At 61.8% G+C, this 26,897-nt stretch carries 21 protein-coding genes; 11 read left to right on the top strand and 10 right to left on the bottom strand.

Annotated elements, in window-relative coordinates; translation table 11 throughout:
- Positions 1–82 precede the first annotated feature (82 nt).
- On the top strand, positions 83–1,078 hold the full coding sequence (locus HMPREF9452_RS07360; RefSeq protein ID WP_009141507.1) for an AraC family transcriptional regulator: 996 nt from the start codon (positions 83–85) through the stop codon (positions 1,076–1,078).
- 380 nt (positions 1,079–1,458) lie between these two features.
- Here the strand turns inward: HMPREF9452_RS07360 and HMPREF9452_RS07355 are convergent, their stop codons facing one another.
- The 4 genes from HMPREF9452_RS07355 to HMPREF9452_RS07340 form a co-directional block, all read right to left on the bottom strand.
- Positions 1,459–2,349 (bottom strand): YitT family protein, encoded by an 891-nt coding sequence (locus tag HMPREF9452_RS07355; RefSeq protein WP_009141506.1) that lies wholly within the window; start codon positions 2,347–2,349, stop codon positions 1,459–1,461.
- 6 nt (positions 2,350–2,355) lie between these two features.
- Positions 2,356–3,525: a peptide chain release factor 2 gene (prfB, locus tag HMPREF9452_RS07350; protein ID WP_009141505.1), complete on the bottom strand. Its 1,170-nt coding sequence runs from the start codon at positions 3,523–3,525 to the stop codon at positions 2,356–2,358.
- Positions 3,525–6,317: a preprotein translocase subunit SecA gene (secA, locus tag HMPREF9452_RS07345; protein ID WP_009141504.1), complete on the bottom strand. Its 2,793-nt coding sequence runs from the start codon at positions 6,315–6,317 to the stop codon at positions 3,525–3,527. The genes prfB and secA overlap by 1 nt, the downstream gene beginning before the upstream one ends.
- Positions 6,318–6,572: 255 nt before the next feature.
- A complete protein-coding gene (locus HMPREF9452_RS07340; protein WP_009141503.1) occupies positions 6,573–7,103 on the bottom strand; it encodes a hypothetical protein in 531 nt (176 codons plus the stop codon).
- A 404-nt stretch (positions 7,104–7,507) separates the two neighbouring features.
- On the opposite strand from HMPREF9452_RS07340, the gene HMPREF9452_RS07335 reads away from it, so the two are divergent.
- Positions 7,508–8,002 (top strand): pyridoxamine 5'-phosphate oxidase family protein, encoded by a 495-nt coding sequence (locus tag HMPREF9452_RS07335; RefSeq protein WP_009141502.1) that lies wholly within the window; start codon positions 7,508–7,510, stop codon positions 8,000–8,002.
- 167 nt (positions 8,003–8,169) lie between these two features.
- Here HMPREF9452_RS07335 and rpmE read toward each other — a convergent pair whose 3' ends face one another.
- Entirely contained in the window at positions 8,170–8,589 is a 420-nt protein-coding gene (rpmE, locus tag HMPREF9452_RS07330) for a 50S ribosomal protein L31 (RefSeq protein WP_009141501.1), read from the bottom strand.
- A 339-nt stretch (positions 8,590–8,928) separates the two neighbouring features.
- Here rpmE and HMPREF9452_RS07325 point away from each other — a divergent pair, with 339 nt between their 5' ends.
- The 5 genes from HMPREF9452_RS07325 to HMPREF9452_RS07305 all read left to right on the top strand — a co-directional run bounded on the left by HMPREF9452_RS07325 (position 8,929) and on the right by HMPREF9452_RS07305 (position 13,581).
- Positions 8,929–9,216, top strand: coding sequence for an ACT domain-containing protein (locus HMPREF9452_RS07325; protein ID WP_009141500.1), 288 nt, complete (start codon positions 8,929–8,931; stop codon positions 9,214–9,216).
- A 94-nt stretch (positions 9,217–9,310) separates the two neighbouring features.
- Entirely contained in the window at positions 9,311–10,732 is a 1,422-nt protein-coding gene (locus tag HMPREF9452_RS07320) for a citrate synthase (protein WP_009141499.1), read from the top strand.
- Between the two features lie 173 nt (positions 10,733–10,905).
- On the top strand, positions 10,906–11,742 hold the full coding sequence (locus HMPREF9452_RS07315; RefSeq protein ID WP_009141498.1) for an HAD family hydrolase: 837 nt from the start codon (positions 10,906–10,908) through the stop codon (positions 11,740–11,742).
- 217 nt (positions 11,743–11,959) lie between these two features.
- The gene (locus tag HMPREF9452_RS07310; RefSeq protein ID WP_009141497.1) at positions 11,960–12,430 is read left to right on the top strand and encodes an RNA polymerase sigma factor; all 471 of its coding nucleotides are present in this window, start codon (positions 11,960–11,962) and stop codon (positions 12,428–12,430) included.
- A 5-nt stretch (positions 12,431–12,435) separates the two neighbouring features.
- Positions 12,436–13,581 (top strand): hypothetical protein, encoded by a 1,146-nt coding sequence (locus HMPREF9452_RS07305; RefSeq protein WP_009141496.1) that lies wholly within the window; start codon positions 12,436–12,438, stop codon positions 13,579–13,581.
- A gap of 197 nt (positions 13,582–13,778) precedes the next feature.
- On the opposite strand, the gene HMPREF9452_RS07300 is transcribed toward HMPREF9452_RS07305, so the two are convergent.
- Positions 13,779–14,576: an HAD family hydrolase gene (locus HMPREF9452_RS07300; protein WP_009141495.1), complete on the bottom strand. Its 798-nt coding sequence runs from the start codon at positions 14,574–14,576 to the stop codon at positions 13,779–13,781.
- A 460-nt stretch (positions 14,577–15,036) separates the two neighbouring features.
- On the opposite strand from HMPREF9452_RS07300, the gene HMPREF9452_RS07295 reads away from it, so the two are divergent.
- From HMPREF9452_RS07295 to phnX, 3 genes are all read left to right on the top strand, one after another.
- The gene (locus tag HMPREF9452_RS07295; RefSeq protein WP_009141494.1) at positions 15,037–15,492 is read left to right on the top strand and encodes an ATP-binding cassette domain-containing protein; all 456 of its coding nucleotides are present in this window, start codon (positions 15,037–15,039) and stop codon (positions 15,490–15,492) included.
- 471 nt (positions 15,493–15,963) lie between these two features.
- A complete protein-coding gene (locus HMPREF9452_RS07290; protein ID WP_009141493.1) occupies positions 15,964–16,809 on the top strand; it encodes a 2-aminoethylphosphonate--pyruvate transaminase in 846 nt (281 codons plus the stop codon).
- Positions 16,810–16,856: 47 nt separating this feature from the next.
- A complete protein-coding gene (gene phnX, locus HMPREF9452_RS07285) occupies positions 16,857–17,627 on the top strand; it encodes a phosphonoacetaldehyde hydrolase (RefSeq protein ID WP_009141492.1) in 771 nt (256 codons plus the stop codon).
- Between the two features lie 538 nt (positions 17,628–18,165).
- On the opposite strand, the gene tyrS is transcribed toward phnX, so the two are convergent.
- Both tyrS and HMPREF9452_RS11390 read right to left on the bottom strand, forming a co-directional pair.
- Positions 18,166–19,380, bottom strand: a complete 1,215-nt coding sequence (gene tyrS / locus HMPREF9452_RS07280) for a tyrosine--tRNA ligase (protein WP_009141491.1) — start codon at positions 19,378–19,380, stop codon at positions 18,166–18,168.
- Between the two features lie 150 nt (positions 19,381–19,530).
- Positions 19,531–21,723, bottom strand: a complete 2,193-nt coding sequence (locus tag HMPREF9452_RS11390; protein WP_009141490.1) for a peptidase U32 family protein — start codon at positions 21,721–21,723, stop codon at positions 19,531–19,533.
- Positions 21,724–21,900: 177 nt separating this feature from the next.
- Between HMPREF9452_RS11390 and HMPREF9452_RS07270 the strand changes: the two genes are divergently transcribed.
- The gene (locus HMPREF9452_RS07270; RefSeq protein ID WP_009141489.1) at positions 21,901–24,222 is read left to right on the top strand and encodes a transglycosylase domain-containing protein; all 2,322 of its coding nucleotides are present in this window, start codon (positions 21,901–21,903) and stop codon (positions 24,220–24,222) included.
- 822 nt (positions 24,223–25,044) lie between these two features.
- On the opposite strand, the gene HMPREF9452_RS07265 is transcribed toward HMPREF9452_RS07270, so the two are convergent.
- Both HMPREF9452_RS07265 and HMPREF9452_RS07260 read right to left on the bottom strand, forming a co-directional pair.
- Positions 25,045–25,482: an arginine repressor gene (locus tag HMPREF9452_RS07265; RefSeq protein WP_009141487.1), complete on the bottom strand. Its 438-nt coding sequence runs from the start codon at positions 25,480–25,482 to the stop codon at positions 25,045–25,047.
- A 236-nt stretch (positions 25,483–25,718) separates the two neighbouring features.
- Positions 25,719–26,789, bottom strand: coding sequence for a glycosyltransferase family 2 protein (locus HMPREF9452_RS07260; protein WP_040362626.1), 1,071 nt, complete (start codon positions 26,787–26,789; stop codon positions 25,719–25,721).
- Positions 26,790–26,897 lie beyond the last annotated feature (108 nt).

The following is a 26,897-nucleotide window of genomic DNA, read 5'->3' as shown; positions in this document are numbered from 1 at the left end:
ATCGTATGTTTACTGTCATTTTTACAGATTGTAATGTGGTTTTACGAGCCGTATTTTCTCGCCCAGGATAGGAGGACGGCAGATGGACCGCGCCGTGTTAGACAAGCGCATGAGGAGCATCACAAAAAGCGAGCGATGGCATCTTGAACATCCGGGCGAACCCAGCCCGATCTACGAGACCACGCCGAAGGTGAATGCGGGCGGAATAGAGGTCTACTATTTCGACTGGCGCAACACTGTCAAGCGCAACTTCATAGGCATGATCAAAGAGACGCGTTTCGCAACCGTTCCTCCCCACGTAAACAGCAACATGGAGCTAGATTTTGTCTATGATGGAACCTGCGAGCTCGAAATAGACGGCAAGCGAGTGATCCTACAGCGCGGCGATGCCATCCTTATCGACACAGAGGCGGTTAGGTCCTCGCCGGTGCCCAAGGCGGAAAACGACATCGTGATCGCCCTCACGTTCGAGCGCGACTTTTTTGATTCCGTATTCCTCTCGCGCCTTCCGGGCGGAGGCATACTCACCACATTCCTGTTCGAGGCAATTGCCAACAGGCGGCGCTCCATGCACTACATCACCATCGAGGCGGAACATACCGGCAACCTCTTTGAACTGCTCATGCTGCTGACGAATGAGTATATGTTTCCCAACATCTACACGCCCAACATGTTGGAGCATTACGCCACGTTGGTTTTTATCGAGCTGATAAGGGGCCTGTACTACCAAAGCCAGATAACCGGAAGGGCATCGCGTATCGACGACGGCACCGCGCGCGTGCTCGACTATATAGAACACCACTACAAGGAGTGCACGCTGACATCGACGGCGGAAGAGTTTGGCTACAGTCCAAATTATCTTTCCAATATGCTGAAGGCCAAGACGGGTGAAACGTTTAGCCAGATAAAACTTGGCCAGCAACTCTCCGAAGCAGCGTATCTGCTGCTGAATACGGAACGATCTATCGAGTCCATAGCGAAGAAGGTAGGCATCTCGAACCAGACTTTTTTCTACAAGAAGTTTTCTACCGCCTACGGAATGACACCCAAGAAGTACCGCGAAACGATGCGCGTCTGACAGGCGGCGCGGGCGCGGTGCGGGCTCGCAGGGCGCCTGCCCGACGCCCAAATTTGCGATCCTGTTGCCGCGCGCAGTGCCACCCGACGCTCAAAATTGGTGAGAACGCCTTTTGGTCGTTTTTTCCACCCCTGCACCCATCGAAAAACGACCAAAAGGCGTTCTCATAAAAGTGGCAGCGAACAATCCACTGCAAAAGCCGGCAGCAGGAGGGCCTCGTGAACGACCCGTCCGGCAATGGAGTGCAGGGGACGAAGACGGGCAGGCTACAGGGCAGAAAGCACAGTGGGATACAAACAAAATAAACGGGGCGGCCGCCGCTCGCAATCGCCCCGCCCAAATAACGCGGGCGCAACCCCCGTCGAAGCAGCGAAAGGGCCTTACTCCCCCGCCTTTTTGAAACCGTAGCCGATCGCCTCGTTCACATCCGTAATCACCAGGATGGCATTGGGATCATGCTGGTAGACGATGGTCTTGATGATGGAGATCTCGCGCTTGCTGAACACAAAGAACAGCACCGGGCGGTCCTTGCCGGTCCAGGAGCCCTGGGCCATCAGGCGCGTGCAACCACGGTCCATCTCATGCAAGATGTCGTACTCGATATCGGAGAAACAGTCCGAGATGATGAACGCGGCACGCTGGCGGTTACCGCCGTCGACCACCATGTCGACGACGTAGCCCATGACCACCATGGCGAGCGCCGCATAGAGGGCGTTGGCCACGGAGAACACCGGGGCGGACGCCGCGCAGACCGCCACGTCGATAGCCATGACCGTGCCGCCTACCGGTAGGGAGCTTTTACGGGAGATGATCTGGCCGATGGTGTCCGAGCCGCCCGTGTTCGCGCCGCATCGAAAGACCAAGCCGTAGCCTAAGCCGGAGATGATTCCACCCCACAGCGCGGAGAGCGTGAGGTCCGCTGCATCGAGCGGAAGCACAAAGGGCGCGAACAAATCCGTGAAGAAGCCGAAGAACACGAATCCCGTCACGGTCTGCAGCGCATAGCGCAAGCCACCGGCGCGCACCACCACAAGGAGCAGCAGCGCGTTCATAACGATGGTCTGCATACCGACCGGAAGGTTGATCCCGGAACGACGGCCCAGCTCGGCGATGATGGTCGCAAGACCGGTCAGGCCGCCGGCAGCCAGGCCGTTGGGAATGAGAAAGATGTCCGTCGCCAAAGCGGCGATAGCACAGCCCGCCATAACCAGGGGGACGTCGCGCATAAACTGGGACTGAATGATCGCCTGGATATTGATCCTCTTAGCCATACGCTCCTACTCGTCCAGGTCGTCTTCGCTCAGCGAAAGGGGCTCGGCGTTGCCGGTAGCCCAACGATGGTAGCCAACAATAAAGGGGTCGAGGTCTCCGTCATCGAGCACGGCCTCGACGTTACCCGTCTCCACGCCGCTGCGCAGGTCCTTAACCATTTGGTACGGATACAGCACGTAGCTACGGATCTGGTTGCCAAAGCCAATGGTGTGCTTGGGACCGCGGATCTGGTCGAGGGCCTCCTCGCGCTTCTCGAGCTCGAGCTCGTATAGGCGTGCCTTGAGAATCTGCATGCACGCGGCCTTGTTCTGGATCTGGCTGCGCTCGTTTTGGCAGGTGACGACGATGCCGGTGGGCAGGTGGGTGACACGGACGGCGGAGTCGGTGGTGTTGACGCCCTGGCCGCCCGGGCCGGATGCATGGTAGACGTCCACGCGGATATCGTCCGGGGCGACCTCGATCTCGATATCGTCCGGCAGAACCGGAATGACCTCCACACCCGCGAAGGTGGTCTGGCGGCGCTTCTTATCGTCCGTGGGCGAGATACGCACCAGGCGGTGCACGCCGGCCTCGGCGCGCAGCATGCCGAAGGCATCGCGCCCCTCGACCGTAAAGGTCGCGCGGTCGATGCCGATCACCTCCGCAGCGGGGCAATCGTTGATGGTGACCTTCCAACCGCGGCGAGCACAGTACTTCATGTACATCTTGAACAGCATGAAGGTCCAGTCCTGGGCCTCCAGGCCGCCCTGTCCGGGCTTGATGGTGACGATTGCGCTGCCGTGATCAAACTCGCCCGTAAACCAACTGGAGAGCTCCATCTGGTCGATAGAAGCCTCGAGCTCGGATGCCGTTAAGGATGCCTCGGCCACAAGCTCGGCAGCCTCATCGCCCTCGAGCTCGTCGGCGAGCTCAAGAGCGGCGGAGGCGTCCGCCAGGCGCTCGCGCGCGGTCTCAACCAGCTTCACGTCTTCCCTGCAGCGGGCGAGCTCCTCCATAACGGAGCGGGCTGCGTCGGCGTTATCCCAAAAGCTGGGCTCGGTGCTCCTGCTCTCAAGCTCGGCCACACGCAGGCGCTTCTCGTCCACATGCAGATACTGCTCAACTTGGGAGAGGCGCTCGGCAAGCGCCGTCAGGTCGGCCTGCGACACGACGGCGCCCTCGTTCGCCGATGCCATTAGCGGTCCTTGCCGTGGCAGTTCTTGAACTTCTTGCCGCTACCGCAAGGGCAGGGGTCGTTGCGCCCCACGCCCGCATACGGATCGGACTCGTCCTTGCGATAGGTGCGGACGCCGGCGCTGGCGGCTGCCTGCGGGGCGTGACCGGCGCTGTTGGCGGCCTGCTCGGCTGCCTGGCGGCGCAAGGTGGAGGAACCGGAGTCGCCATCAACCTGGTCCGGACCGGAATAGGTGGCGCCGCGCAGAGCCTGGGACTCCATGGGAGCCGGGGCCTGCTTGAGCTCGACGCGCAGAACGGTGCGCAGGTAGTCCTCGTACATGGTGTCGACCAAGATTCGGAAGGCGGCGAAGGCCTCGGTCTTGTACTCGACCAACGGGTCGCGCTGGCCGAAGCCGCGCAGGCCGATACCCTGCTTGAGGTAATCCATCTCCTGCAGGTAGTTCATCCAGCGGGTGTCGATAACGCGGAGCATGACCTGGGTGTTGAGGTTGCGCATAAGCTCATCGCCCAGGCGCTCGGCCTTCTCGTTATAGACCTTCTGCACGTACTCCAGGACGGAGGCGCACAGCTGCTCGTAATCCTGCTCCTCGAACTCGGGAGCGGAAACGTTGCCGGTGAGCTCGACCAGCCACTTGTGCAGGCCCTCCATATCGCGCTCGCCCTCGCGGGAGTCGACCGGGCAGAACTCGGCCACGCAGCGGCGGACGGTGTCGTTGATAACCTCGTCCACGTGCTCGGAAAGGTCCTTGCCGTCCAAGATCTTGTTGCGCTCGGCGTAGATAACCTGGCGCTGCTTGTTCATAACGTCATCGTACTCAAGAACGCTCTTGCGCATGGCGAAGTTGATGCTTTCGACCTTGTGCTGGGCGCCCTCGACGGCCTTGGAGATGATCTTGTGCTGGATGGGCATATCGTCGTCCATCTCGGCAGAGACCATCATGTTGGAGACCCTCTCCATGCGGTCGCCGCCGAACAGGCGCATGAGGTCGTCCTCGAGCGACAGGTAGAACTGCGTCTCGCCGGGGTCGCCCTGACGGCCGGCGCGGCCGCGCAGCTGGTTGTCGATACGGCGGCTCTCGTGGCGCTCCGTGCCGATGACGGTGAGTCCGCCGGCGGCCAGAACCTTCTTGCGCTCCTCGGCGCAGGTCTCCTTTGCCTTGGCCAGGGCCTCGGCGCGCATCTCGGGCGTGGCCTCCTCAAGGTCGATACCCTGGGAGGTGATCATCTCGTCCGCCAGCTCCTCGGCGTTACCGCCCAGCAAGATGTCCGTACCGCGGCCGGCCATGTTGGTGGCGATGGTGACGGCGCCCTCGCGGCCCGCCTGGGCGACGATGTGGGCCTCGCGCTCGTGGAACTTTGCGTTGAGGATCTGGTGCTTGACGCCGCGCTTGTTGAGCAGGCGGGACAGGCGCTCGGAGCTCTCGATGGAGACGGTGCCCACCAGGACCGGCTGGCCCTTGGCATGGCGTGCCTCGACCTCGTCTGCGACGGCGTTGAACTTTGCGTCGATGGTGCGGTAGACCAGGTCCTCGTTGTCCTTGCGCGCCACGGGGCGGTTGGGCGGAATGACCTGGACGGGCAGCTTGTAGATCTCGCGGAACTCGGCGTCCTCGGTAAGCGCGGTACCGGTCATGCCGGAGAGCTTCTCGTACAGACGGAAGTAGTTCTGCAGGGTGATGGTGGCCAGCGTCTGGTTCTCCTCGCGGACCAGCACGCCTTCCTTGGCCTCGATGGCCTGGTGCAGGCCCTCGGAGTAGCGGCGGCCCTCCATGATGCGGCCGGTGAACTCATCGACGATCTTGACCTCGCCGTTGGTGACCACGTACTGCTTGTCGCGATGGAACATGTACTGGGCCTTGAGGGCCTGCTGCAGGTGGTTGACCAGCTGGCCGGAAAGGTCGGCGTAGATGTCGTCGATGCCCAGGCGCTGCTCGATCTTCTTCAGGCCGCGCTCAGTGGCGGCGATGGTGTGCTTGGCCTCGTCCATCACGTAGTCGCCCGTGGGCTCCTTGGGCTCGGGATCGGAGAGCATGTCGTAGACCACTTCCTCGCCGCGCTCCAGACCGCGGACGGCGCGGGCGAAGTCCTTATAGGTGCTTGCGGACTTGGTGCCGGCACCGGAGATGATCAGCGGGGTGCGGGCCTCGTCGATCAGGATGGAGTCGACCTCGTCGACGATGGCGAAGTGATGCCCGCGCTGCACGCGGCGGGACGCATAGGTGACCATGTTGTCGCGCAGGTAGTCGAAACCGAACTCGGAGTTGGTGCCGTAGGTGACGTCGGCCTGGTAGGCCGGACCCTTGAGCTCCAGCGGCATGCCGTTCTGCAGAAGGCCCACGCTCATGCCCATATAGCGGTACAGGCGACCCATCCACTCGGAGTCGCGCTTCGCCAGGTAGTCGTTGACGGTGACGATGTGCACGCCCTTGCCGGCGATAGCGTTGAGGTAGCCGGCGAGCGTGGAAACCAGGGTCTTGCCCTCGCCCGTCTTCATCTCGGCGATGTGGCCCTCGTGCAGCGCCATGGCGCCGATCATCTGGACGTCGAAGTGACGCATGCCCAGCACGCGCTTGGACGCCTCGCGGGTGACGGCGAAGGCCTCGGGAAGCATGGAATCGAGCGACTCGCCGTTGGCGTAGCGCTCGCGGAACAGGTCCGTCTGCTTTTTGAGCTCCTCCTCGTCCATCTTCTCATAGGTGGGCTCGAGGGCGTTGATCTTATCAACCAGCTTGTAGTAGCGCTTGAGATCTTTATCAGAGCCAAACGAAAGCAGCTTAGAAACGAATCCCATGTGGTTTCCTCTTCAATGATCCTCACCCGTGCGATACGGGCTGACGTGGGTCGAAGCGGGCCCCAAAGGTCGGACGGGCGCGCTGCGTTCCACGGTAGATACTCAGACGACCATAACTCTAACCATTTGCCCGCGCATTCCATCGGTTAATGTGAGCGAACACGTAGAAACCACGGCGCTCCCCCTCATACGAGGAAGCGCCGTGGCCTCACGTCATCGGCAAATAAAGGGCGAGCAACTCGGCGCCAATAACCCTTATGCCAGCGTGCCTGTCCTGCGCGATGCCTTGAGCAAACGAGCAAGGTTGATCAGGAATCCCACGCCCGCGCCAAAGAGCGCGATGCCCAATCCGGTGTAGAACGAGGCGATGAACGAGCTGGGAACCAGCGAGAAGGCGCGCAGCGAGATACCAGCCGTCATCATGACCGCCATGATGATGAATGCCTGGCGGTCGAAGAAGCGCCAAAACGGCTGGCGCGCGTTGCCGTAGCCCACGATGCGGTCGGTATGCTTGCCCAGCAGCTTGGAGAAGATGCGGGTCCAAAAGACCAGGAACACGGCGACGCTGGCCGCGAGCAGGCCCGCGATCAGCAGCGCGCCCGACTGCTCGGCGTAGGCGAGCACACCGATGCGGACGATGTTGAAGCCCGCGGCGCACCACACAAACCCCGCGATGCCCAGCAGAACCTCTTTGGTCACGTAGAAAGCCTTAGGGCTCATGGAGTTCTCGATCTCGACGACGCGCTTCCCGGCGGAACGCGCCTGTTTCTCAGTATTGTTGCTCATGGGGAGCCTCCCTTGTATACGCATGTGGACGATGGCCGGCAGCGCCCCACCCGCCTGCCTCGCGGTCAGGTCACAGCCGATTCCTACTCCTCCAAATAATGAACTATGTTCAACTGAACGCTGTTCATACTATTCCCGAACGGAGTATCCCACAAGCGCCCCCATGCAAACGTCTACACATGTACACGGTTTGCGCACATCTGCGTGCGGCTCCCACACCACGGAAGAGCAACCAACATGCGGGTTTAGAAAGACGCATGATAAGGAAACGCGAAGTGCGAGTGCCCAGATGCGGGCGCCGCTCTGATACTATGGTGTGGTTCGAAAAAAGCGCCCGTTCGCGCCCTACCGCGCCCCGCGCGGATGAACCCATGCGTGGGCGGACCGGCCAAGGAGGCTCCATCATGAGGTTGTCGAAACGCGAGGTTACGGATATCGCCAAACTGCGAGAAATCCTTGAAGCATGCAAGACGGTCCGCATCGCGTGCGTTGATGACCAGGGGCTCTTCATAGTCCCCATGAGTTTTGGTTTTGAACTCGATGATGAAACGCGCCATTTGAGCCTGTGGCTGCATTCTGCCGGCGAAGGACGCAAGGCCGCCGCATGGAAGAGTGCGGGCGACGCCGGCCGCCCCGTCGCCATAGAGATGGACATCGAGGACGGCGTGATCTCCGGCGAGCACGCCTGCGACTATTCGTTCGCGTATCGCAGCATCATGGGAACCGGCACGCTCCGGCCTGTCACCAGCGGCGAAGACAAGGTCTACGGCCTTGACCTCATCATGGAACACCTGGCGCCGGACGCCCCCACCGCCTACGGCCCGGGTATCATCGACCGCACGCACGTGTGGCGCATCGACGTAGACGAGTTCACGGGCAAGGCACGCACGCATATATAGGACGATCGCCCCACCGACGACGGCAGGGCGATGATGCGCGAAAGGGTCGTTCACGTCGCCCAGACAGCTGCGCTCGCGCCGCCAACGAACATCGACTGAGAAAAAAGAAACCCCGTACCGAGCTTCAAACTCGATACGGGGTTTTCAATGCCTGTTACAGCGAGGTGCTACTCAGCAGCAACCTCGGTCTCGGCGGTCTCGGCAACCTCAGCCTCAGCTGTGGGAGCCTCGGCGGCCTTCTTGGCAGCCTCAGCAGCGAACTTCTCAGCACGCTTGGCCTTCTCGGCGGCCTTGGCCTCGCGCTCGGCGGCCTTCTTGGCAGCAGCCTCAGCGGCAGCAGCAGCCTTGGCGGCCTTCTTGGCGGCCTCGCGCTCGAGGGCGGCCTGAGCGGCGCCACCGAACTTGTCGGCGAAGCGCTGGACGCGTCCACCGGTGTCGACGAACTTCTGCTGGCCGGTGTAGAACGGGTGGCACTCGTTGCAAAGTTCGACGGTGATCTCGGGCTTGGTCGAGCGGGTCTTGAAGGTGTTGCCGCAGGAGCAGCGCACCGTGCACTCGACGTACTCGGGATGGATACCTTGTTTCATGGCAGGGCTCCTCTTATTACTCGCGTTCTGGTTACCGACCAGAACTAAGGGGTGCCTTGGTTTCCGACCAAGGCAAAACAGCCTTGACAGTCTACCACAGGCGGAGCCCGTGCACGAGAACTACAAATTGCAGCAATTCTCGCGGCCGACCTCGCGGCCGACCGCGCCCGCGCCCCCCGTGACATCCCTGTAATACTCACGGTTATCCAACAGGTGACGCAAAACACACGCTACAATGGTGAACACTGTACCTAGTCAAAGTGCGCGCGGCCGCTCGAGCGCGGGCACGCGACGCTCCCAACAGACAGACGGCGTCGCATCAACCAGAAGGGTCCCACCATGGCACAGACCGATTCCCATCGCATCGTCATCACCGTCCTGGGCAAGAACCGCGCCGGCATCGTCGCCGCGATCTCCAAGATCTTGGGCGAGGCCAACGTCGACATCCGCGACATCACCCAGAGCATCATCGAGGACATCTTCACCATGACCATGCTGGCCGATATGTCCGAGAGCCCCATGGACTTCACCGCCCTGCAGGAGGCCCTGGCCGCCGGCGGCGAGGCGGTGGGCGTCACCGTCACCATCCAGCGCGAGGACGTCTTCAACTTCATGTATCGACTCTAGTCGCTCTCCGCGACCTCGATGCCGCGCCGTCGCCCCGCACCGCGCCGGCGGCCCCGCGGCATCGACGCATCCCCCTGCGAATAGGAGGCACCCCATGGCTTACACCACGCAAAACATCTACTACCGCTTCGACGATGCGCTGAGCCGCTTGGTCATCGACTATGAAGCGAGCCGCCAGGTCTCCCCCGAAAGCGAGCGCCTCTACCACGGTGCCCCTAGCGAGCCCTATGACGAAAGCCTCTACAAAGAGCACGACGTCAAGCGCGGCCTGCGCAACGCGGACGGTTCCGGCGTGGTGGCCGGCCTCACCCGCATCTGCGACGTCCACGGCTACAACATCGTGGACGGCAAGCTGGTTCCGGACGAGGGCAAGCTGACGCTTCGCGGTTACAGCATCGAGGACCTTATCAATAGCTCGCAGGCGGAGGGCCGCTTTGGTTACGAAGAGGTCGCCTACCTGCTCATCACCGGCGCCCTGCCCAACGTAGACGAGCTCGCGGACTTCCAGGCGCGCCTGGGCGCATACCGCCACATCTCCGATGGCTACGTGGCGCAGTTCCCCATCACCACGGTCTCCAGCTCCATCATGAACGTGCTCATGCGCGCCGTGCTGCTGCTGTACGCCTTCGATGCCGAGCCGGACAACATCTCGCCCGAGCACGAGATCGACGTCGCCGTCTCCATGCTCTCCCGCCTGCCGCGCATCGCCGCCATGGCCCATGCGCTCGCGATCGCCCGCCAGCAGGGCCGCCGCGCGCTCATCCCCACGCCCGACCCCAAGCTCTCCACAGCGGAAACTATCCTGCAGGTGCTTCGCGGGGACGACAACTTCACCCGCGGCGAAGCCATGCTGCTCGACGTCATGCTCATGCTCCACGCCGAGCACGGCGGCGGCAACAACTCCACCTTCGCCTGCCGCGTGCTGTCCAGTTCCGCCACGGACGCCTACTCCGCCTACGCTTCGGCGATCGGCTCCCTCAAGGGCCCGCGCCACGGCGGAGCCAACTCCAAAGTGGTGCACATGCACGAGGATATCCGCAACCACGTTAAAAACTGGGACAACGACGACGAGATCGCGGCCTATCTCGAGAAGATCCTGCGCCGCGAGGCCTTCGACGGCTCCGGCCTCATCTACGGCATGGGGCATGCCGTCTACACCCTCTCGGACCCGCGTGCCAAGATCTGCCGCCACTACGCAGAAGCGATCGCGGACGAGAAGGGCCTGGGCGATGAGTTCCGCCTGATCGAGAGCGTCGAGCGCCTTGCGCCCCAAGTTATGCGCGATGTGCGCGGCACTTCCAAGCCCATCTGCGCCAACATCGATCTGTATACCGGCTTCATCTACAGCATGCTCGGCATCCCGCAGACGCTTTTCACGCCCATGTTCGCCGTCGCCCGCACCGCCGGCTGGGCGGCCCACCGCATGGAAGAGCTCTTCGGTGCGCACCGCATCATCCGCCCGGCATACAACACCGTCTACGACGAGATGGAGTACGTGCCCCTAAGCCAGCGCTAACGCGCACGCCCCGCCTCCATCGCCCGCGTCGGCCCACGTCGCCAAGCACCCGCGAGCACCTCGCACGCGTTAAACATCGCCGATAAAAACCATAAGCCCGCCTTCACGATGTATCCTGTGAGGGCGGACTTTTTGCCTAAAACCTTGTAAACGCTAAACCGGGGAGTTCACCCATGATCTTCTTTTCAGATATGGACGGCACGTTTCTCACCTCCACCAAGCGAGTGAGCGACATGGGCTGGCGAGCCCTTGACGCGCTGGCAGCGGCAGGGATCGAGTTCGTCCCCTGCACGGGTCGCCCGCTCTCCGGCATTCCCGCAGAGGTGCTCGCCCACCCATCCGTGCACTACGCCGTGAGCGCAAACGGCGCCGTGGCAGCCAAACTCGATGCGGAGAACCCCCAGAACACCGATCTCGCAACCGTGATCTACAGCGCGCCGCTCTCCCGCGAGAAGGCCCTGGCCGTTCACCAGATCGCCCGCGAGTACGACGTCACCTTCGACCTCTTCGCCGACGGCAACTGCCTGCTGCGCCGCGACCTCTATAACCGTCTGGATGAGTTCATGGATGACCCTTTTATCCTGCAGTCCATGCGCAACACGCGCACGCCCGTGGACGAGGAGCCCGAGCAGACCATCCAGCGCGTCGACGTTCTGGAGCGCGTGGCTATGTACTGGAAGGACCCGGCGGACCGCGACGCAATCCTAGCGCGCCTATCCTCCGTGGACGGTATCGAGATCACACGCTCCTATCCCCAAAACATCGAGGTCATGGAAGCAGACACCTCCAAGGGCACCGCGATGACCTGGCTCTGCGGACACCTTGGCATCGACCCCTCAAAGGCCACGTGCTTTGGCGACAACCACAACGACATCTCCATGCTCGAGCTCGCGGGTTGCGGCGCTGCAGTCTGCAACGCAGAGCGCGAGGTCCGCGACGCCGCCGACGTCATCTTGGCCAGCAACGACGAAGACGGCGTTCCCGCCTACATACTCTCCTGCGTGGGATAACAGTCATTCCATACATCGCTGGGCAACCCCGTTGAATCCGCCGGCACTAGCTACGGAAATGCGTTCGGCACGCTTCGCGCGCCTCAGAGCTTTTCCATAGATAGTGCCGGCAAGCTTTTTCAGGACAGCATGAAACATGTGGGCGCCTTCAAACGTAGATTGGTTGAGGATCCTTACAAGCAACGCACACGACCAAGCGAAGGGAGGACCCGCCATCATGGACGCAGCAGAGCTGAAAGACGTCATGGGTCGCTACCGCGACCTGGTATACCGCATCGCCTACACCTACCTGCGCAACCCCGCGGACGCGGACGATGTCACGCAAGACGTCTTTGTCCAACTCATGAAGTGCGACGTCGCCTTTGAGAGCGACGAGCACGTCCGCCGCTGGCTGGCTCGCGTCGCCATCAACCGATGCAAATCGCTTTTTCGCATGTCTTGGCGCTGGATCGAAAACATCGACGACCATGCGCGGTCGCTATCTATTCCTGACAAGCAAGAGGTCCGCGATGTGCTTGCCGCGCTGCTGGAGCTGCCGGAAAAATACCGCGTGCCTTTGGTCCTGTATTACTACGGAGGATTCTCGACCAACGAGGTCGCCGCGCTACTCAAAATCCCTCCGGCAACTGCCAGAACCCGCCTTGCGCGCGGACGTGCCAAGCTAAAAGCCGATTATCTGGAGGATTGATCGCCATGAGGAGTAACAAGATCGACAAGGCCATGCACACGCTGCATGCATCGGACGACCTCTACAACCGCGTACTCGCCGAGTCGCGGCAACGAGTGGGGAGAGTCCGCGGACACGGGGTCCCCAAGCCCGGACGGTTGGCGCTACGCTCCATCCCCGTGGTCGCAGCCATAGGTATCGCGATCGCCGCCATGGGAGGCATCGCGGTGAGCGCCGTTTCGAACTCGGAGCTCTTCGCAAAGGCATTCGCGCCACGCGGCGACAACGGATCCAGCCAAGTAACCTGGGATGCCATCGGGGGCGCAGACGATTCGAAAAGGATCCCGTGCAAGCAGGAATACCGCACGATAGTCGCGGAAGATGTCTTATCAGACATGGAGAATGAGGTCGAGGCCGTAGGCAAGCAGCTGCACGCCTGGGGCTATACCATGACCATTAGGGATATGATTGCGGACGAGAACGGCTGCGGCGTGGCGCGCTTCTCCCTCGACAACCCAGACGGCCTGCACCTTGCCACGCAATACGGGGCTAAAAATGAAATTGTCTTTGATGGGTCGAACGACTGCTACGTTGGCGGCATGTACATGGAGTGCGCAAACGGCGTAAACCTCAATACCTACTCGTTCTATGACGAAGAAACGCTCAGCGACACCCATCTCGATGGCACCATGTATTTCACCCCCATTGGCGACATAGACCGAGCTGATGACGAGACCCCCGGAGCAGCCACCGTTATGAGCGGTGTGAAATGGTATCTAAACGGACCACGGGAAGGCAGGGTCTACAGCGAGGTCTTCACCCCAAGCGGACTGCTGGAAACGCGTAAATTTCGCGATCAGCAAAGCGGCAATACCTGCTATGTAAGCCCCTTCAGCATCTGGTTCAAAGACCATTACGGAATCAGAGATTCGCTAAAGCTGAACCTCTCCGACGGATCATCGTGGACGGTTCTAGAGGATGACCTACTCAACGCGGAGGACGTCAACATCTTCAACACCTACGTGCAGTCAGGCGTTGATTCCCATCCAGATGCACCAGGAGAAGCACTGGTAATGAGCGGGCTGGTTGACCCAGAGCAGGTAAACAGCATCACAAGCATCAAGCTTGAAGACGCCTCGACCAGCGAGCGCACGTATCTACCCACAAGCTAATTAGCGACTACGCACGCTACCCACCTGGCACGCGCAGAACAAGACGCTCTTTCGCGGCAACAGGCCCGCCGGCCTTTATCTAAGGAAATGCTCTGAGGCGCGCGAAGCGTGCCGAACACATTTCCGTGATAAAGGCCGGCGGGCCCTTCCATGCGCATAGGGTTTCTCGGTGGGATCCTCGTCCACCTACGCCGCCGCTATACCTCGGCAGCCTCCAGCAGCTTGCGCATCTCCTGCTGCACCGCCTGCTCGTAGTTGTAGCCCACCACGCGGTCGGCGACGGCGCGCAGGGCGGGGCGGCCGTTGGCCATGGCGCAACCGGTGCCCACAAAACGGATGGCCTCGTAGTCGTTCATGGAATCGCCAAACGCCATGACCTCCTCGCGCGCGATGCCGTAGTGGTCCATCAACTCGGCCACACCCGTCGCCTTGTTCACATGCGGCTGCATGGCGTCGATCCACGCGTTGCCCGAGGGCGCGAACACAAACTCGTCCCCCAGCTCACGGGCAAGCACGTAGGCGTTGTCCATCACGTTGCCGTCATCGCAGAAAATAGACGCCTTGATGATGTTCACGCCCGCGTCCGGCAGCTCCCAGATGCGCTCGGCGTTGGGCAGGTCCTTGTCGATCTCGCGCACAAACTTACTCTCATCATCAAGCAGGTAGCTCTTGGTACGGTCGAACAGGGCCAGGTGCATGTTGTCGAACATCGCCACCGTGCGGGCCAGGCGCTTAACGGACAGGTGCGAGTACACCTCGCGACCCACCTGCCGGCCCTCCACGTAAACCTGCGCGCCGTTAGATGCCACAAAATCCATCTTGTCCTTGACCGGGGCAAAGAACTGGCACAGGCGGTCATAGCGGCGACCAGACGACGCGGCGAAATGGATCCCCTTCTCGCGCAGCGCCACAATAAGGTCGAAGGTCTCCGGCGGCACCTCGCCGTTCTCGTCCAAAAGCGTACCGTCCATATCAGATGCGATCAGTTTAATCATATGCATTCCCCCTTGTAGGGCCACTTGCGGTTACAGGCGATCCGGGGGCGGCGGCGTCCATTAAAGAGCCGGCGCGCACACGCCCCAATACGTTGCTGGTACCCATCTGACGCTAGCGACATTTGGCAATCTTGTTTTTGGACTAGAATCCCTCTGATTTCCTTACACTGCGGCTGGCTCCCTTTGCAGACGCGTAACACCTCATGCCCATCCCTTGCCCGCGCTTTACAAACGGCTTTCAGTCCCATAAATCACGCCTAGGATAATCAATTTCGCCTTGCCGCGTTTCCCGCAACTCAGACCCGGGCTGGACCCGGGGCCCTGCAAACGCGACCTCCCACGGCCATGGCTCGCAACTCGCTCACGCCCACCCGCCCGCCCCACGCATGCGCGCCGTACCCGTGTATGCGCGCACCCGCGGCGCGCGTTTGCTAGAAGGCCAATTGACTAAGGGGGCTCTATGCTCGAACTCGAGCATGTCGGCAAGACGTATGCGGACCACCGCGTTTTGGACGACATCGACCTCGCCATCGAGGACGGACAGATCGTCTCGGTGCTGGGACCGTCCGGAGGCGGCGAGACCACGCTGCTCAACATCTTGCTCGACATCACGGACGCCGCGGACGGCCAGATTTTGTGGAACGGCGACGACATCACGCGCACGCCCATGGAGAAGCGCGGCTTCAACATCGTCTTTCAGGCATGCCATGGCGCCTACTATGCCGGCGCGAAGCCCTACTTGCACGGCGGCGCGGCAACATCGACGTCGTCACCACCGGCGCCGTCGACAAGCCTGGACTCGACTTCTCTTCGCCTCGCTGGCGGGCATTCGATGATCACGCTATTTTCGAGCTCCAGTTGGACTTCGTCCTCTGCTGAAATTGAGGTCCGTGCGCACCCTCATGCTACTTTTTAGGTCCAGTTGGACTTGGGGATGCTGAAAATGACGTCCAGTTGGACTTCTCCCAGCGGGCTAATGCAATCTCTTGCGAGAAAGCGCAGGTAGAAGCCACGCTCTTTGTATTCCGCAATCCACGCAACTCCAACTGGACCGCATTAATAGCAAGCAGGGTGAGACGGAGGCTGATTTCAGCAGAGGGCGAAGTCCAACTGAACCCCAAAAACAGCGTCGACGCCGCAGACACGGCAACACCCGCAACCATGGCCAAAACCGCACGCGACGCCCCGCGCGCAAAAAGCCGGGCTGGGAACAATCCCAACCCGGCTTAAACTTCTGCGTTGCCTCAGTCCCGCGCGAGACGTAAAGTCGATTCGATTATTACTTAAATCTGGGAACTATCTGACCATCAAATAAAATGGAACGGCACCGAAAACCTCAACAGTAGAGGGCGGCATGCCGTTCCTTTGATTATTATACCCCGAACGAGTGCGCTCCAACGGCGCCTACGGCGACCGTATGGTGGAGGTATGCCGCCACGCCCGCGTGCCGCATGCGGTGTACTCCGAGCCCTACAGCGACATTCCGCACGTGGAGCGCATCCGCGAGATGCTGGACGCCGACCCGGCGATCACCCACGTGTGCATGGTGCACTCCGAAACCACCACGGGCCTGCTGAACGGCATCGCCCCGGTTGGCGAGCTGTGCCATGAGCGCGGGCTCACCTTTATTGTCGACGCCATGTCCAGCTTCGCCTGCGTGGAGATGCCCGTGGAGGACTGGCACATCGACTTCTTGGTGTCCAGCGCCAACAAGGGTATTCAAGGCGTGCCCGGATTCTCGTTCATCATCTGCCGCCGCGACAAGCTGGAGGCCAGCGCGGGCAAAGCGCGCAGCCTGTCGATGGACCTCTACGACCAGTGGGTCCCCATGGAGCGCGACGGCAAGTGGCGCTACACTTCGCCTACCCACGTGGTGTTGGCGTTTGCCCAGGCCCTGCGCGAGCTCGAGGAGAAGGGCGGCATCCCCGCTCGCGCCGCGCGCTACGCCGCCAACCAGCGCCTGCTGACCCGGCGCATGGAGGCCATGGGCTTCAAAGCGTACCTGGACCACCATCAGGGACCCATCATCACCACGTTCTACTATCCGCAAGGCGCGACGTTTAGCTTTGCCGAGATGTATGACTACATCAAGGACCGCGGCTACGTGCTGTATCCCGGCAAGCTCACGGACGAGGAGACGTTCCGCATGGGCAACATCGGCGAGATTTACGAAGAGGACATCATGAACGTCACCGACGCGCTCGCCGACTTCTTGGCGCAGCACAGCGCGTAGGAACGCGTGCCATCCAATACGACGCAACGATTGGTGAGGAGATACACATGGTAGAGGCAGTGATTTTTGACTGGGCGGGAACCACGGTGGACTATGGGTGCTTTGCCCCGGTGCAAGCGTTTATCGAGACCTTCAAGGCGGCAGGCGTGGAGCCCACCATGGAGGAAACGCGCGAGCCCATGGGCATGCTCCAGATCGACCACATCCGCACCATGCTTAAGATGGACCGCATCGCCGCCGAATGGGAGCGCGTGCACGGCGCGGCCCCTTGCGAAGACGACGTCCATGCGCTCTACGAGCCCTACGAGCAGCGCCTTCTTTCGATTCTGCACAACTTCGCAGAGCCGAAGCCGCATGTGTTGGACGCCGTTGCCCAGTTGAGGGTGGCGGACGTTCGCATCGGCTCGACCACGGGCTACAACGATAAGATGATGGCCATTGTGGCGCCCGCCGCGCGCGAAGCCGGTTATGAGCCGGACCTCATCATCACGCCGGACGCCGTGGGTGGCCACGGCCGCCCCTACCCCTACATGATGTTCCGCAACATGGAAGCGCTGGGCGTCATCGACGCGCGCCGCGTTGCCAAGGTGGGCGACACCGTCTCGGACATCCGCGAGGGTAAAAACGCCGGCTGCATCTCCATCGGCGTTATCGAGGGATCCTCGGAGATGGCGATGACGCAGGATGAGTTCGAGGCACTCGGCACCGACGAGCAGACCGCTGCACGCGAGCGCGTCGAATCCGTGTTCCGCGCGGCGGGGGCAGACGCCGTCATCGGCACCTTAGCGGAGCTACCCGCGCTTCTTCGCCAGCTGTAGCGCTTCGATCGCACCGCACACCGCGCGCGTGCCCGCTCGCGCCACGCATCGCCGTTAGAGCGCGGGCTGCACCCTGATAGGGATTTCGCAACGCCCCGGGGACCTTTCTCCGGGGCGTTTTTATATCGCAACCGATCGGTTTGGCAATTGAAACGCTTCAGGCGGGGACTGCTTTCTTTATACATTTCAAAATTGCGATCTTATCGCGTTTGAGAAAGGCAAAACCCTCCTTATCCTGTACTTTTTTGCGACAGGTGTTTAACAACTTGACTAAACCGCCGCTCAAGAACGGCCCCACACGTCATCGGAAGCGCTGGACCACCTTAAAGGCATGCCTATAAACCGCCTAATAGCAGAAACCCTACCCACCTCGTGGCACTCATTGACCAACCCGAAGGAGGACGGTTTTCCATGCTCCAAAACCCATGTATAAAACCGCACAATACGGACCGATACATGAATAAAGCCGGCGACCGGCCCCTTACGGGAACCGATCGCCGGCTTATCTGCGTTCTATGCCGCGCGGGCACGGGGGCTTTTAGGCCAGACGGGCGAACTTGCGCTTGCCAACCTGGAGCACCACGCCGCTCTTCAGGCATGCGGGATCGATGTTATAGCTCTTGGGAGCCACGGCCTCGCCGTCGATCTTGACGCCGCCGCCGTCGATCAGGCGACGGGCCTCGCCGGCAGAAGGCGCTAGACCCGCATCCTTCAAAAGACCGGCAAGGTACACGGTGCCGTCCTCGCCGGGGGTGAGGTCAAGGGAGACCTCGGCGATATCCTCGGGAAGCTGGTTCTCCTTGAAGACGCGGTCGAACTCAGCCTCTGCCGCCACGGCGTCCTCGGCGGAGTGGTAGGTGGTGATGAGGTCGCGGGCGAGGGCGCGCTTGAGCTGGTAGGGATCGCCGGTGCCGTCCGTCAGGGAGGCCTCGATCGCCTCGACCTCGTCGAGGGACTTGGAGGAAGCCAGGCGATAGTACTTGGCGATCATCTCGTCCGGGATGGACATGGTCTTGCCAAACATGTCTGCAGGCGCATCGGTCAGACCGATGTAGTTGCCGTAGGACTTGGACATCTTACGGACGCCATCGGTGCCCTCGAGCAGCGGCATGGTGAGCGCGACCTGGGGCTCCATACCCGTCTTCTCCATGAGCTCGCGACCGGCAAGCAGGTTGAAGAGCTGGTCGGTACCGCCCATCTCCACGTCGGCGTTAATCATGACGGAGTCATAAGCCTGCATCACGGGGTAGAGGAACTCGTGCAGGGCGATGGGGGTCTGGGACTGGTAGCGCTTAGTGAAGTCGTCGCGCTCCAGGATGCGGGCGACGGTGAACTTGCTCGCGACGGCCAGCAGCTCCTTCAGGCCCATGGGGAACATCCAGTCGCCGTTATGGACGATGGTGGTCTTCTCGGGGTCCAGGATCTTCATGGCCTGGGCGACGTAGGTCTCCGCGTTGGCCTCGACCTGCTCCTGGGAAAGCTGCGGACGGGTAGTGTTCTTGCCGGACGGATCGCCGATGGTGGCGGTTCCGTTGCCGATGATCAAGGTCACGCGATGACCCAGGTCCTGGAACTGGCGCATCTTGCGCAGCGGCACGGCGTGGCCCAGGTGCAGGTCCGGGCTGGTGGGGTCGACGCCCAGCTTGATGTTCAGGGGCTCGCCCTTCTCAAGCTTCTTCTTGAGGTCGGCCTCGGGCACGATCTTCGCCGTGCCGGAGGTGATGATTCGCATCTGCTCGTCAACTGGCAACAAGACTCTGTCCTCCTGCTAAATCGAATAGCACCCTCGCCCGGCATACTCGCCAAAGGGGATTCGCGCCCCGCGGCGGTGCTTGAATACACAATTTGTTTAGTGTAGCCCACGCCGCGAATTATGCGGGTGAGCTTTCCAAAGTTTCTTACCTCATCCCTCTTTTGCGCACAGCTCGACGCGGGAGCGAAGCTTGGTGAGGTCATACACCAGCTCGGTCACGCCGGCCGAAATCACCCGGGGCACCGCGTGCGCAAGATCGAGCGGCGTCTCGTCGAAGATGCGCGTCCTGCCCAAGGCGTCCACCGCCACCGGCAGGCGCGAGCCGTCGCGCTCCACCAAAAGGCGCGGCGCCAGGCGGCGCGGACAGACAAGGCACGTCTCCGTGCAGGGCCCCTCGGCGGTAAGCACACAGTGCTCGCACACCATCAGGCGCGCCTCTCCGTGCGCCCACACGGCGAGGCGGACCCCACCGGAAAGGGTCCGCGAGATCTCCTCGATGCGCTCCTCCCCCATCTCCTCGGGAAGCCATACGCACCGCGCGCCAAGACGGGACAGCTCTCGCACCGTCTCGCCGTTGGCGGCGGTCACGGGAGAGGCCACCTCAAAGGCGCATCCAACTTCGCGCGCGTAAGCGACCTGCGTCAGGTTGCGGCACACCACAAACGCGGCCCTGCGGCACAGATCGCGCTGGCGCCGGGCATCGCCTTCACGCGACACCTCGTCCAGCACCACGCCCAGCGCCGGCACAAGCCGCGTCCACGCGTCGGCATCAGCCTCCAGCAGCCGGTGCTCAAACACCGCAGGCACCACGTCCAACCCCTGCGGGCGCCAGCTTAAAAGGGCATCTGGATAACATCCATCGAGCAGGTCGGACGCCGCTTGGGGGTCGTCGACAATGCAGACGGCTCGCACCGACTCGGCGTCGCAGGCCGCAGCGTCGCAAGCCGCGTCGCCCGCCTCCCCTCGTATGCTCGCCCCCTGGTTCTTGGACAAGGACCGCTCGGCGGCGCGATGGCCCGCGGCGTCATCGCGTCCAGAGGCAGGGTCCGGACCGGCGGCGCGCAGGGCGGCCACCCTTTCGCGCGCGGCATCTATCAAGCGCTCGCTGCGGACAAGGTTGACCTGAGCGCCCACCTCGACCTTTCGCTTGCAGCGAACCCACACGCTATCGCCGGCTGCGGCATCAACCGGGGCGGGCACCATGGGCCAGCGCTTGGGCGCATCCTTGGCGGTGTTGGGCCCTGGTATAAAGCGCACCTCCAGCGTGTCGCCGGCGTCGACCGCGTCTTCAAATGCCACCAGCACCTCCTCATGCCGGCGGTCTATGACCCTGCCCACGCGCACGCCCTGGTTGCAAGAACGCTCCCAACTCATAAGGTTCGCCCCGGTCCTTCCCGTCAAATAGCCGTCGGTGAACCCGCGGTTAAAGGAGCGCGCCAAGCGTCTGACGGCCTTCGCGGTCGCGCCGGCAGCGACGCTCCCGGCACCGCTCTCACCGGCATTCACGCGCGCCACCGCGGCATCCAGCGCCTCACGGTAGCACGAGACCACGTTGTAGACGTAATCCGGATTCTTCATGCGCCCCTCGATCTTGAGGGCCCCGACGCCCGAGCGGACCAGCTCGTCCAAATGCCCGGCAGACAGGTAGTCGCATGGGCACAGCAACAGGTCGCCGTCGCGCGCATCCACGCGCCGGCCCACACCGTCTACCAGCTGGTAAGGCACGCGGCAGGGCTGGGTGCAATCGCCGCGATTGGCCGAGCGGCCCCGCCGGCGCGCGGAAAACGAACACGCCCCCGCGTAGCAAATGCAGATGGCGCCGTGGCAAAACGCCTCGATCTCGACGCCCGTCGCCGCCATGGCCCCAATCTCGCTCACCGTAAGCTCGCGACCGCACGTCACGCGCGACGCCCCAAGCTGCTCTGCGGCCAGCACGGCGCCAGCGGCGGCATGCACGCCCGCTTGGGTCGACAGATGGATCTCGACGTCCGGCACCTCCCTGCGCAGGCGGCGGCACAATCCTAAATCGGCCACAATCAAGGCATCGGCACCGGCGTCGAGCACGCGGCGGGCAAGGGCGACGCACTCCCCCAGCTCATCGTCGCGAACAAAGATGTTCATGGTCACGTAGACCCGCGCGCCCATCCCGTGCGCAACCTCGCACGCCCAGGCAAGCTCCTCGCAGGTCAGGTCATCTGCCGCGGCACGGGCGTTGAAGGCGCCGGCACCGGTGTAGACAGCGTCGGCGCCGGCATCCAGCGCGGCGAGAAAGGCGTCGAGCGTGCCGGCGGGCGCCAGCAGCTCCGGCGCGCGGTAGCGTATAGGTGTGGACGATGAGGCCATGTGGTGCGCGAACCTCCCCCTTGCACGGCGTATGCAGCGCGTCTGTTGTTTGTAGCAGCCACAGGATACAACGGACCCGCACCTGGCACTTGCGCTAATCTATATCTATTTGTAGTTCATTTGGTAAGTACCCGCGCGCAGGGAGGTTTCGCCCCGCGCAACCGGTTGGAGGTTTCTATGGGTTCTCGCGAGCGGCACATGCGCCAACGCTCAAAGACACACGCCATTCCCCTCATCATCGTCTCGCTGGTTGGATTCCTGTTCATCGCCGGCATCGCCTTTGGCGTCGGCATGCTGGGAAACATCAACCGCTGGCTGTCCGACCTGCCAGACTACACGGATCCGGACCAGTACATGGTAAGCGAGCCCACCACGGTGCTCGATGCCAACGGCACCGAGATCGCGACCCTCTACGTGCAGAACCGCGAGAGCGTGACCATCGACCAGGTGTCGCAGTACGTGCTTGACGGCACCGTCGCCACGGAGGACGAGCGCTTCTACGAGCACAACGGCGTCGACCTCATCGGCATCGCGCGCGCCGTCATGGTGCAGCTCACCGGCGGCTCGGAGGGCGCGTCCACCATCACCCAGCAGCTGGTACGCAACACCATCCTCTCAGAGGAGCAGTTCGACAACACCATCGAGCGCAAGGTCCGCGAGGCCTTTATCGCCATCAAGATGGAAGAGGTGTACTCAAAGGAAGAGATCCTGATGATGTACCTCAACACCATCTACTACGGCCATGGCGCCTACGGCATCGAGACCGCCGCGCAGACCTACCTGAGCAAGTCCGCAAAGGACCTCACCCTGGCCGAGGCGGCGCTTCTTGTGGGCCTGCCCAACGCCCCGTCGCGCTACGACCCCACGGTCAACCCCGACTACGCCGTCCAGCGCCGCAACACGGTTTTGAACCGCATGTGCTCCAACGGCAAGATCACCGAGGAAGAGCGCGATGCCGCGCAGGCAGAGCCGCTCACCCTCAACGTGAACAGCATCCCCGAGAGCGGCACGCTCGCCCACCCCTACTTCGTCGACTACGTAAAGTCGCTACTGCAGGAGGAGTTCTCCTCCGACATGATCTTCAAGGGCGGCCTCACCGTAAAGACCACCATCGATCCCAACCTGCAGGCGCTGGCCGAGCAGACCGCCGTCGAGCGCATGAACGCCGAAGGCGCCGACGAGCTCCAGGTGGGCATGGTTGTTGTTGACCCCAAGACCGGCTACATCAAGGCCATGGTGGGCGGCAAGGATTATTACGCGGACGAGAACCACGTGAACCACGCCCTGTCGCGCCGCTCCACGGGCTCCTCGTTCAAAACCTTCACGCTTGCCGCCGCCATCAAGGCCGGCATGAGCCCCAACGTGCTGCTCAACTGCTCCTCCCCCCTCAAGGTCTGGGGCACCGAGTTCAGCAACTACGGCAACCACAACTACGGCGAGCGCACCCTCGCCTCCGCCACAGCGGTCTCTTCCAACACCGGCTACGTGCAGGTGGCAGAGGCCATTGGCAACCAGAAGATCATCGACATGTGCGCCAGCATGGGCATCGACACCACCGATGAGATCGCCAACTTCCAGGACGTGCCCTCGCTCACTCTGGGCACCGCCAGCATCACCCCGCTGGAGATGGCCGAGGCCTACACGGCGCTGGCAAACGGCGGCTACCATCGCGAGGCGGTCGCCATCACCGAGATCACATCCCGCACCGGCAAGGTGATCTACCAGCATGAGGATAATCCGGACCAGATCATGACCACCGGCGAGGCGGAGGCCGTGACGGACGTTCTTAAGGGCGTTATGTCCAGCGGCGGCACCGGCTACTACGGCCGTCCCAACATCGACCAACCCGTCGCGGGCAAGACCGGTACCGCGGGCACCGCAAACCGCACCTCTGACTTGTGGTTTGTCGGCTACACCCCCGAGCTGGTCTGCTCCATCTGGACCGGGCGCTCCGGCACCAACGCCTCGTTCTCCGGCTACGGCACCGCAGACCTTCCCCTGCCCATCTTCAAGGCGTTTATGACCCAGGCGCTCTCCGGCGTTGCCCGCGAGGAGTTCCCCGAGGGCGACACACCCGATTACAAGGCGAATTCGTCCTGGGATTTCTCCGGTAGCAAGTACAAGGACCCGGATGAGGAAGAAGAGGACGAGAACAAAGAGGAAGAGGAGGGCACCGAGACTCCCAGCGAGGGTACCGAGACCGGCGGCAACACGGGCGGCTCAACCGGCGGCAACACGGGCGGTACCACCGGTGGCAACACTGGCGGCAATACCGGTGGTAGCACCGGTGGCGGCAACGCCGGTGGTGGTAACACCGGCGGAGGGAATACTGGCGGTGGCGACACCGGCGGCGGCAACACGGGCGGCGGCGAGACCACACCTCCTTCCGGCGGCGGCACCGGCGGCGGCACCGGTGGCGGCAACACGGGCGGTGGCGAAACTCCACCTCCCTCCGGTGGCGGTGAGACCGGCGGCGGCACGGGTGGCACCACATCCTAATCCGCATTAATACGCATACATACGGTGACTCAAGAAGGCTCGGAGCTTCCCGGGCCTTCTTCTTTATCTTTGCTCGCCGCCACACCATGGCGCCTACTACGCCGGCGCGGGGCCCTACTTGCACGGCGGCGCGGCAACATCGACGTCGTCACCACCGGCGCCGTCGACAAGCCTGGACTCGACTTCTCTTCGCCTCGCTGGCGGGCATTCGATGATCACGCTATTTTCGAGCTCCAGTTGGACTTCGTCCTCTGCTGAAATTGAGGTCCGTGCGCACCCTCATGCTACTTTTTAGGTCCAGTTGGACTTGGGGATGCTGAAAATGACGTCCAGTTGGACTTCTCCCAGCGGGCTAATGCAATCTCTTGCGAGAAAGCGCAGGTAGAAGCCACGCTCTTTGTATTCCGCAATCCACGCAACTCCAACTGGACCGCATTAATAGCAAGCGGAGTGAATCGGAGGCCCATTTCAGCAGAGGGCGAAGTCCAACTGAAGCTCGAAAACAGCGTCGACGCCGCAAACGCGGCCACGCCCGCAGCTACGGACAAAACCGCACACGGCGCCCCGCCCATTCGGCCCGGATTCAACACCGCGCGCAAATCCGCGCCGCACGCAAAAAGCCGGGCTAGGAACAATCCCAACCCGGCTTAAACTTCTGCGTTGCCTCAGTCCGCGCGGGGACGTCCGCATCGCGAGATGCAAGGTCCTCGCTACCCGCGCGAACGGCGCGACTTCATCCAATACGCCACCAACAGTGCCACCAGGGCGATGGGCAGCAATATAACCAGCGAAATCATTGCGATGTGTGCAAAGGCGACCATACTATTTGCGTACGCTCCTCAACTTGGTAATCAGGCTTTCGAACTTCTCGCCATCCTCAGCGGTCTGGGCGATTACCAGAATCGTATCATTACCCGCCAACGAACCCAACACATCAGGCAGCTCCGCTGCGTCGACCGCAGCCGCAATGCCAGACGCGGTGCCGGGCTGCGCTTTAACCAATACCAGGTTATCGGTGCGCTGCACGCCAGTCACCAATTCGGAGACCATACGCTGCAGGTGAAGGTCCTCTGCCAGCACGTAAACGCCCTCGGGCAATTTGCGCAAACCCATGTCCGCGATATCGCGCGACACCGTTGCCTGCGTGCAATCAAATCCGCACGCCTTCAGCTCGTCTACCAGCATGCGCTGGGTGCGAACATCCTTGTTGCGTACAATATCGCGAATGGCGTCTTGGCGCCCGTTGCGCTTTTTAGCCATCTTGCTTCACCCCGATCACCTAGCTTGTGTATCGTTTCAAGCTTAACGATTACTAAAACGAATTAGTCCTCATCCCATTCATTTTACAAAGATGACTTAAAGTGGGCAATCATTTGGCGATATGTCGGTAGGCGGTGCATAACCGTAGGCCGAAGTTGCAACCTATTTGTATAAGTGATTATCTTGTGGACGAGCGGTGCATGCACAAACATGCATATAGTGACTCAACGCAAGGGCTATAGGCGCGCCTCGGCATAAGACACAAACGGCAGCAGAGCCCTGCCCACAATATCCTGGATACGCGCGCCCATGAAACACGCCATGACGCTGCGGCGGGCAATCGGCGCATACATGATGCCAAACTCGTGGCTCGATTCCTTGACGGCCTCGATTGCTTCGCGCGTAGGCGCAGCATCCAACATATCCTGCACGCGATCTCGACGCTCCGCAGCGGAAAGGCGGTTGCTCGATGCGCACACGTTCTCAATACAGCGAATAAGCTCACGAAGATACCTGCGGTGCACGGCGCTCATGGCAGCGGCGTCATCCAGCAAGCCCCAATACTCATAAAGATCGCGCAGACGGCGGTAATCCTCTTGGCAGCGAGCGAACATGCCCGGATCAAAAGCAGCGTGCGCGGGGGTGGAAGGCTGAAGCAAATGGTAGCGGGCGCCCTCTACCACGGCGACGCGCTCAAGGTCTCGAACGCACCCGGTCATAAAGGAGACCTCGTTATGGCACATATCGGGTAGCTCGGCCATGGCCTCTATGCACTCGCGCGCAAAGAGCTTCCCCGCGGCAAACGCCAACACGCCGTTTTCTACAAAAGGGGCGGCGCCCTGATGAAACGCCTCCGCACCATCCCAAAAACAAGACTCATGAGACAGGGTTGCAAATACACGGCTGCCATCTGCCTGCTCGGTATCAACGGAGAACTCGGGGGTCACCATCTGTGCATCATGCTCGCGCGCGGCGGCGACCATCGCATCCAAAAAGCCCGCACCCAGCCAATCGTCCTGCCCCACAAACAGCAGATAGCGCCCGCGGGCGACGCTGCATGCGGCGGCGCGGCCGCACGACATCGAATTGTTGTCCACCGAGACCGCTTCAACGCGTATATCACGGTCAACAAAACGTTCGCACACCGATGCGGTCCTATCGCTCGAAGCGCAGTTGGCAACAATAAGCTCAAGGTCTTCGTAGTCCTGGTTAAGTACGCTCTCTATAGCGCGCGTTAGGTGCTCTCCGGCATTATGGGCCGCAAGAACCACCGAGACGCAGGGACGCTTTGGAGCACGACGAACCAAGGATATTCCTCCGTTAGAGACTGAGCATTTGATGTCTTTGGTCATGGTATCTCAGCGTGCGCGTCCCTTTATCATGAACTCTCCCGTGCACGGCAAGTACAGAGGCTC

Origin of the sequence: Collinsella tanakaei YIT 12063, from assembly GCF_000225705.1 — a bacterium.
In the GTDB taxonomy this organism is placed as follows: domain Bacteria; phylum Actinomycetota; class Coriobacteriia; order Coriobacteriales; family Coriobacteriaceae; genus Collinsella; species Collinsella tanakaei.
Note: the sequence above shows the minus strand (reverse complement) of the source record. Positions and strands in the feature narration are given on the sequence as shown.

Coding starts and splice junctions, on each gene's coding strand:
- HMPREF9452_RS07360 (WP_009141507.1), top strand. CDS start 83: ATGGACCGCGCCGTGTTAGACAAGCGCATGAGGAGCATCACAAAAAGC.
- HMPREF9452_RS07355 (WP_009141506.1), bottom strand. CDS start 2,349: ATGGCTAAGAGGATCAATATCCAGGCGATCATTCAGTCCCAGTTTATG.
- prfB (WP_009141505.1), bottom strand. CDS start 3,525: ATGGCATCGGCGAACGAGGGCGCCGTCGTGTCGCAGGCCGACCTGACG.
- secA (WP_009141504.1), bottom strand. CDS start 6,317: ATGGGATTCGTTTCTAAGCTGCTTTCGTTTGGCTCTGATAAAGATCTC.
- HMPREF9452_RS07340 (WP_009141503.1), bottom strand. CDS start 7,103: ATGAGCAACAATACTGAGAAACAGGCGCGTTCCGCCGGGAAGCGCGTC.
- HMPREF9452_RS07335 (WP_009141502.1), top strand. CDS start 7,508: ATGAGGTTGTCGAAACGCGAGGTTACGGATATCGCCAAACTGCGAGAA.
- rpmE (WP_009141501.1), bottom strand. CDS start 8,589: ATGAAACAAGGTATCCATCCCGAGTACGTCGAGTGCACGGTGCGCTGC.
- HMPREF9452_RS07325 (WP_009141500.1), top strand. CDS start 8,929: ATGGCACAGACCGATTCCCATCGCATCGTCATCACCGTCCTGGGCAAG.
- HMPREF9452_RS07320 (WP_009141499.1), top strand. CDS start 9,311: ATGGCTTACACCACGCAAAACATCTACTACCGCTTCGACGATGCGCTG.
- HMPREF9452_RS07315 (WP_009141498.1), top strand. CDS start 10,906: ATGATCTTCTTTTCAGATATGGACGGCACGTTTCTCACCTCCACCAAG.
- HMPREF9452_RS07310 (WP_009141497.1), top strand. CDS start 11,960: ATGGACGCAGCAGAGCTGAAAGACGTCATGGGTCGCTACCGCGACCTG.
- HMPREF9452_RS07305 (WP_009141496.1), top strand. CDS start 12,436: ATGAGGAGTAACAAGATCGACAAGGCCATGCACACGCTGCATGCATCG.
- HMPREF9452_RS07300 (WP_009141495.1), bottom strand. CDS start 14,576: ATGATTAAACTGATCGCATCTGATATGGACGGTACGCTTTTGGACGAG.
- HMPREF9452_RS07295 (WP_009141494.1), top strand. CDS start 15,037: ATGCTCGAACTCGAGCATGTCGGCAAGACGTATGCGGACCACCGCGTT.
- phnX (WP_009141492.1), top strand. CDS start 16,857: ATGGTAGAGGCAGTGATTTTTGACTGGGCGGGAACCACGGTGGACTAT.
- HMPREF9452_RS11390 (WP_009141490.1), bottom strand. CDS start 21,723: ATGGCCTCATCGTCCACACCTATACGCTACCGCGCGCCGGAGCTGCTG.
- HMPREF9452_RS07270 (WP_009141489.1), top strand. CDS start 21,901: ATGGGTTCTCGCGAGCGGCACATGCGCCAACGCTCAAAGACACACGCC.
- HMPREF9452_RS07265 (WP_009141487.1), bottom strand. CDS start 25,482: ATGGCTAAAAAGCGCAACGGGCGCCAAGACGCCATTCGCGATATTGTA.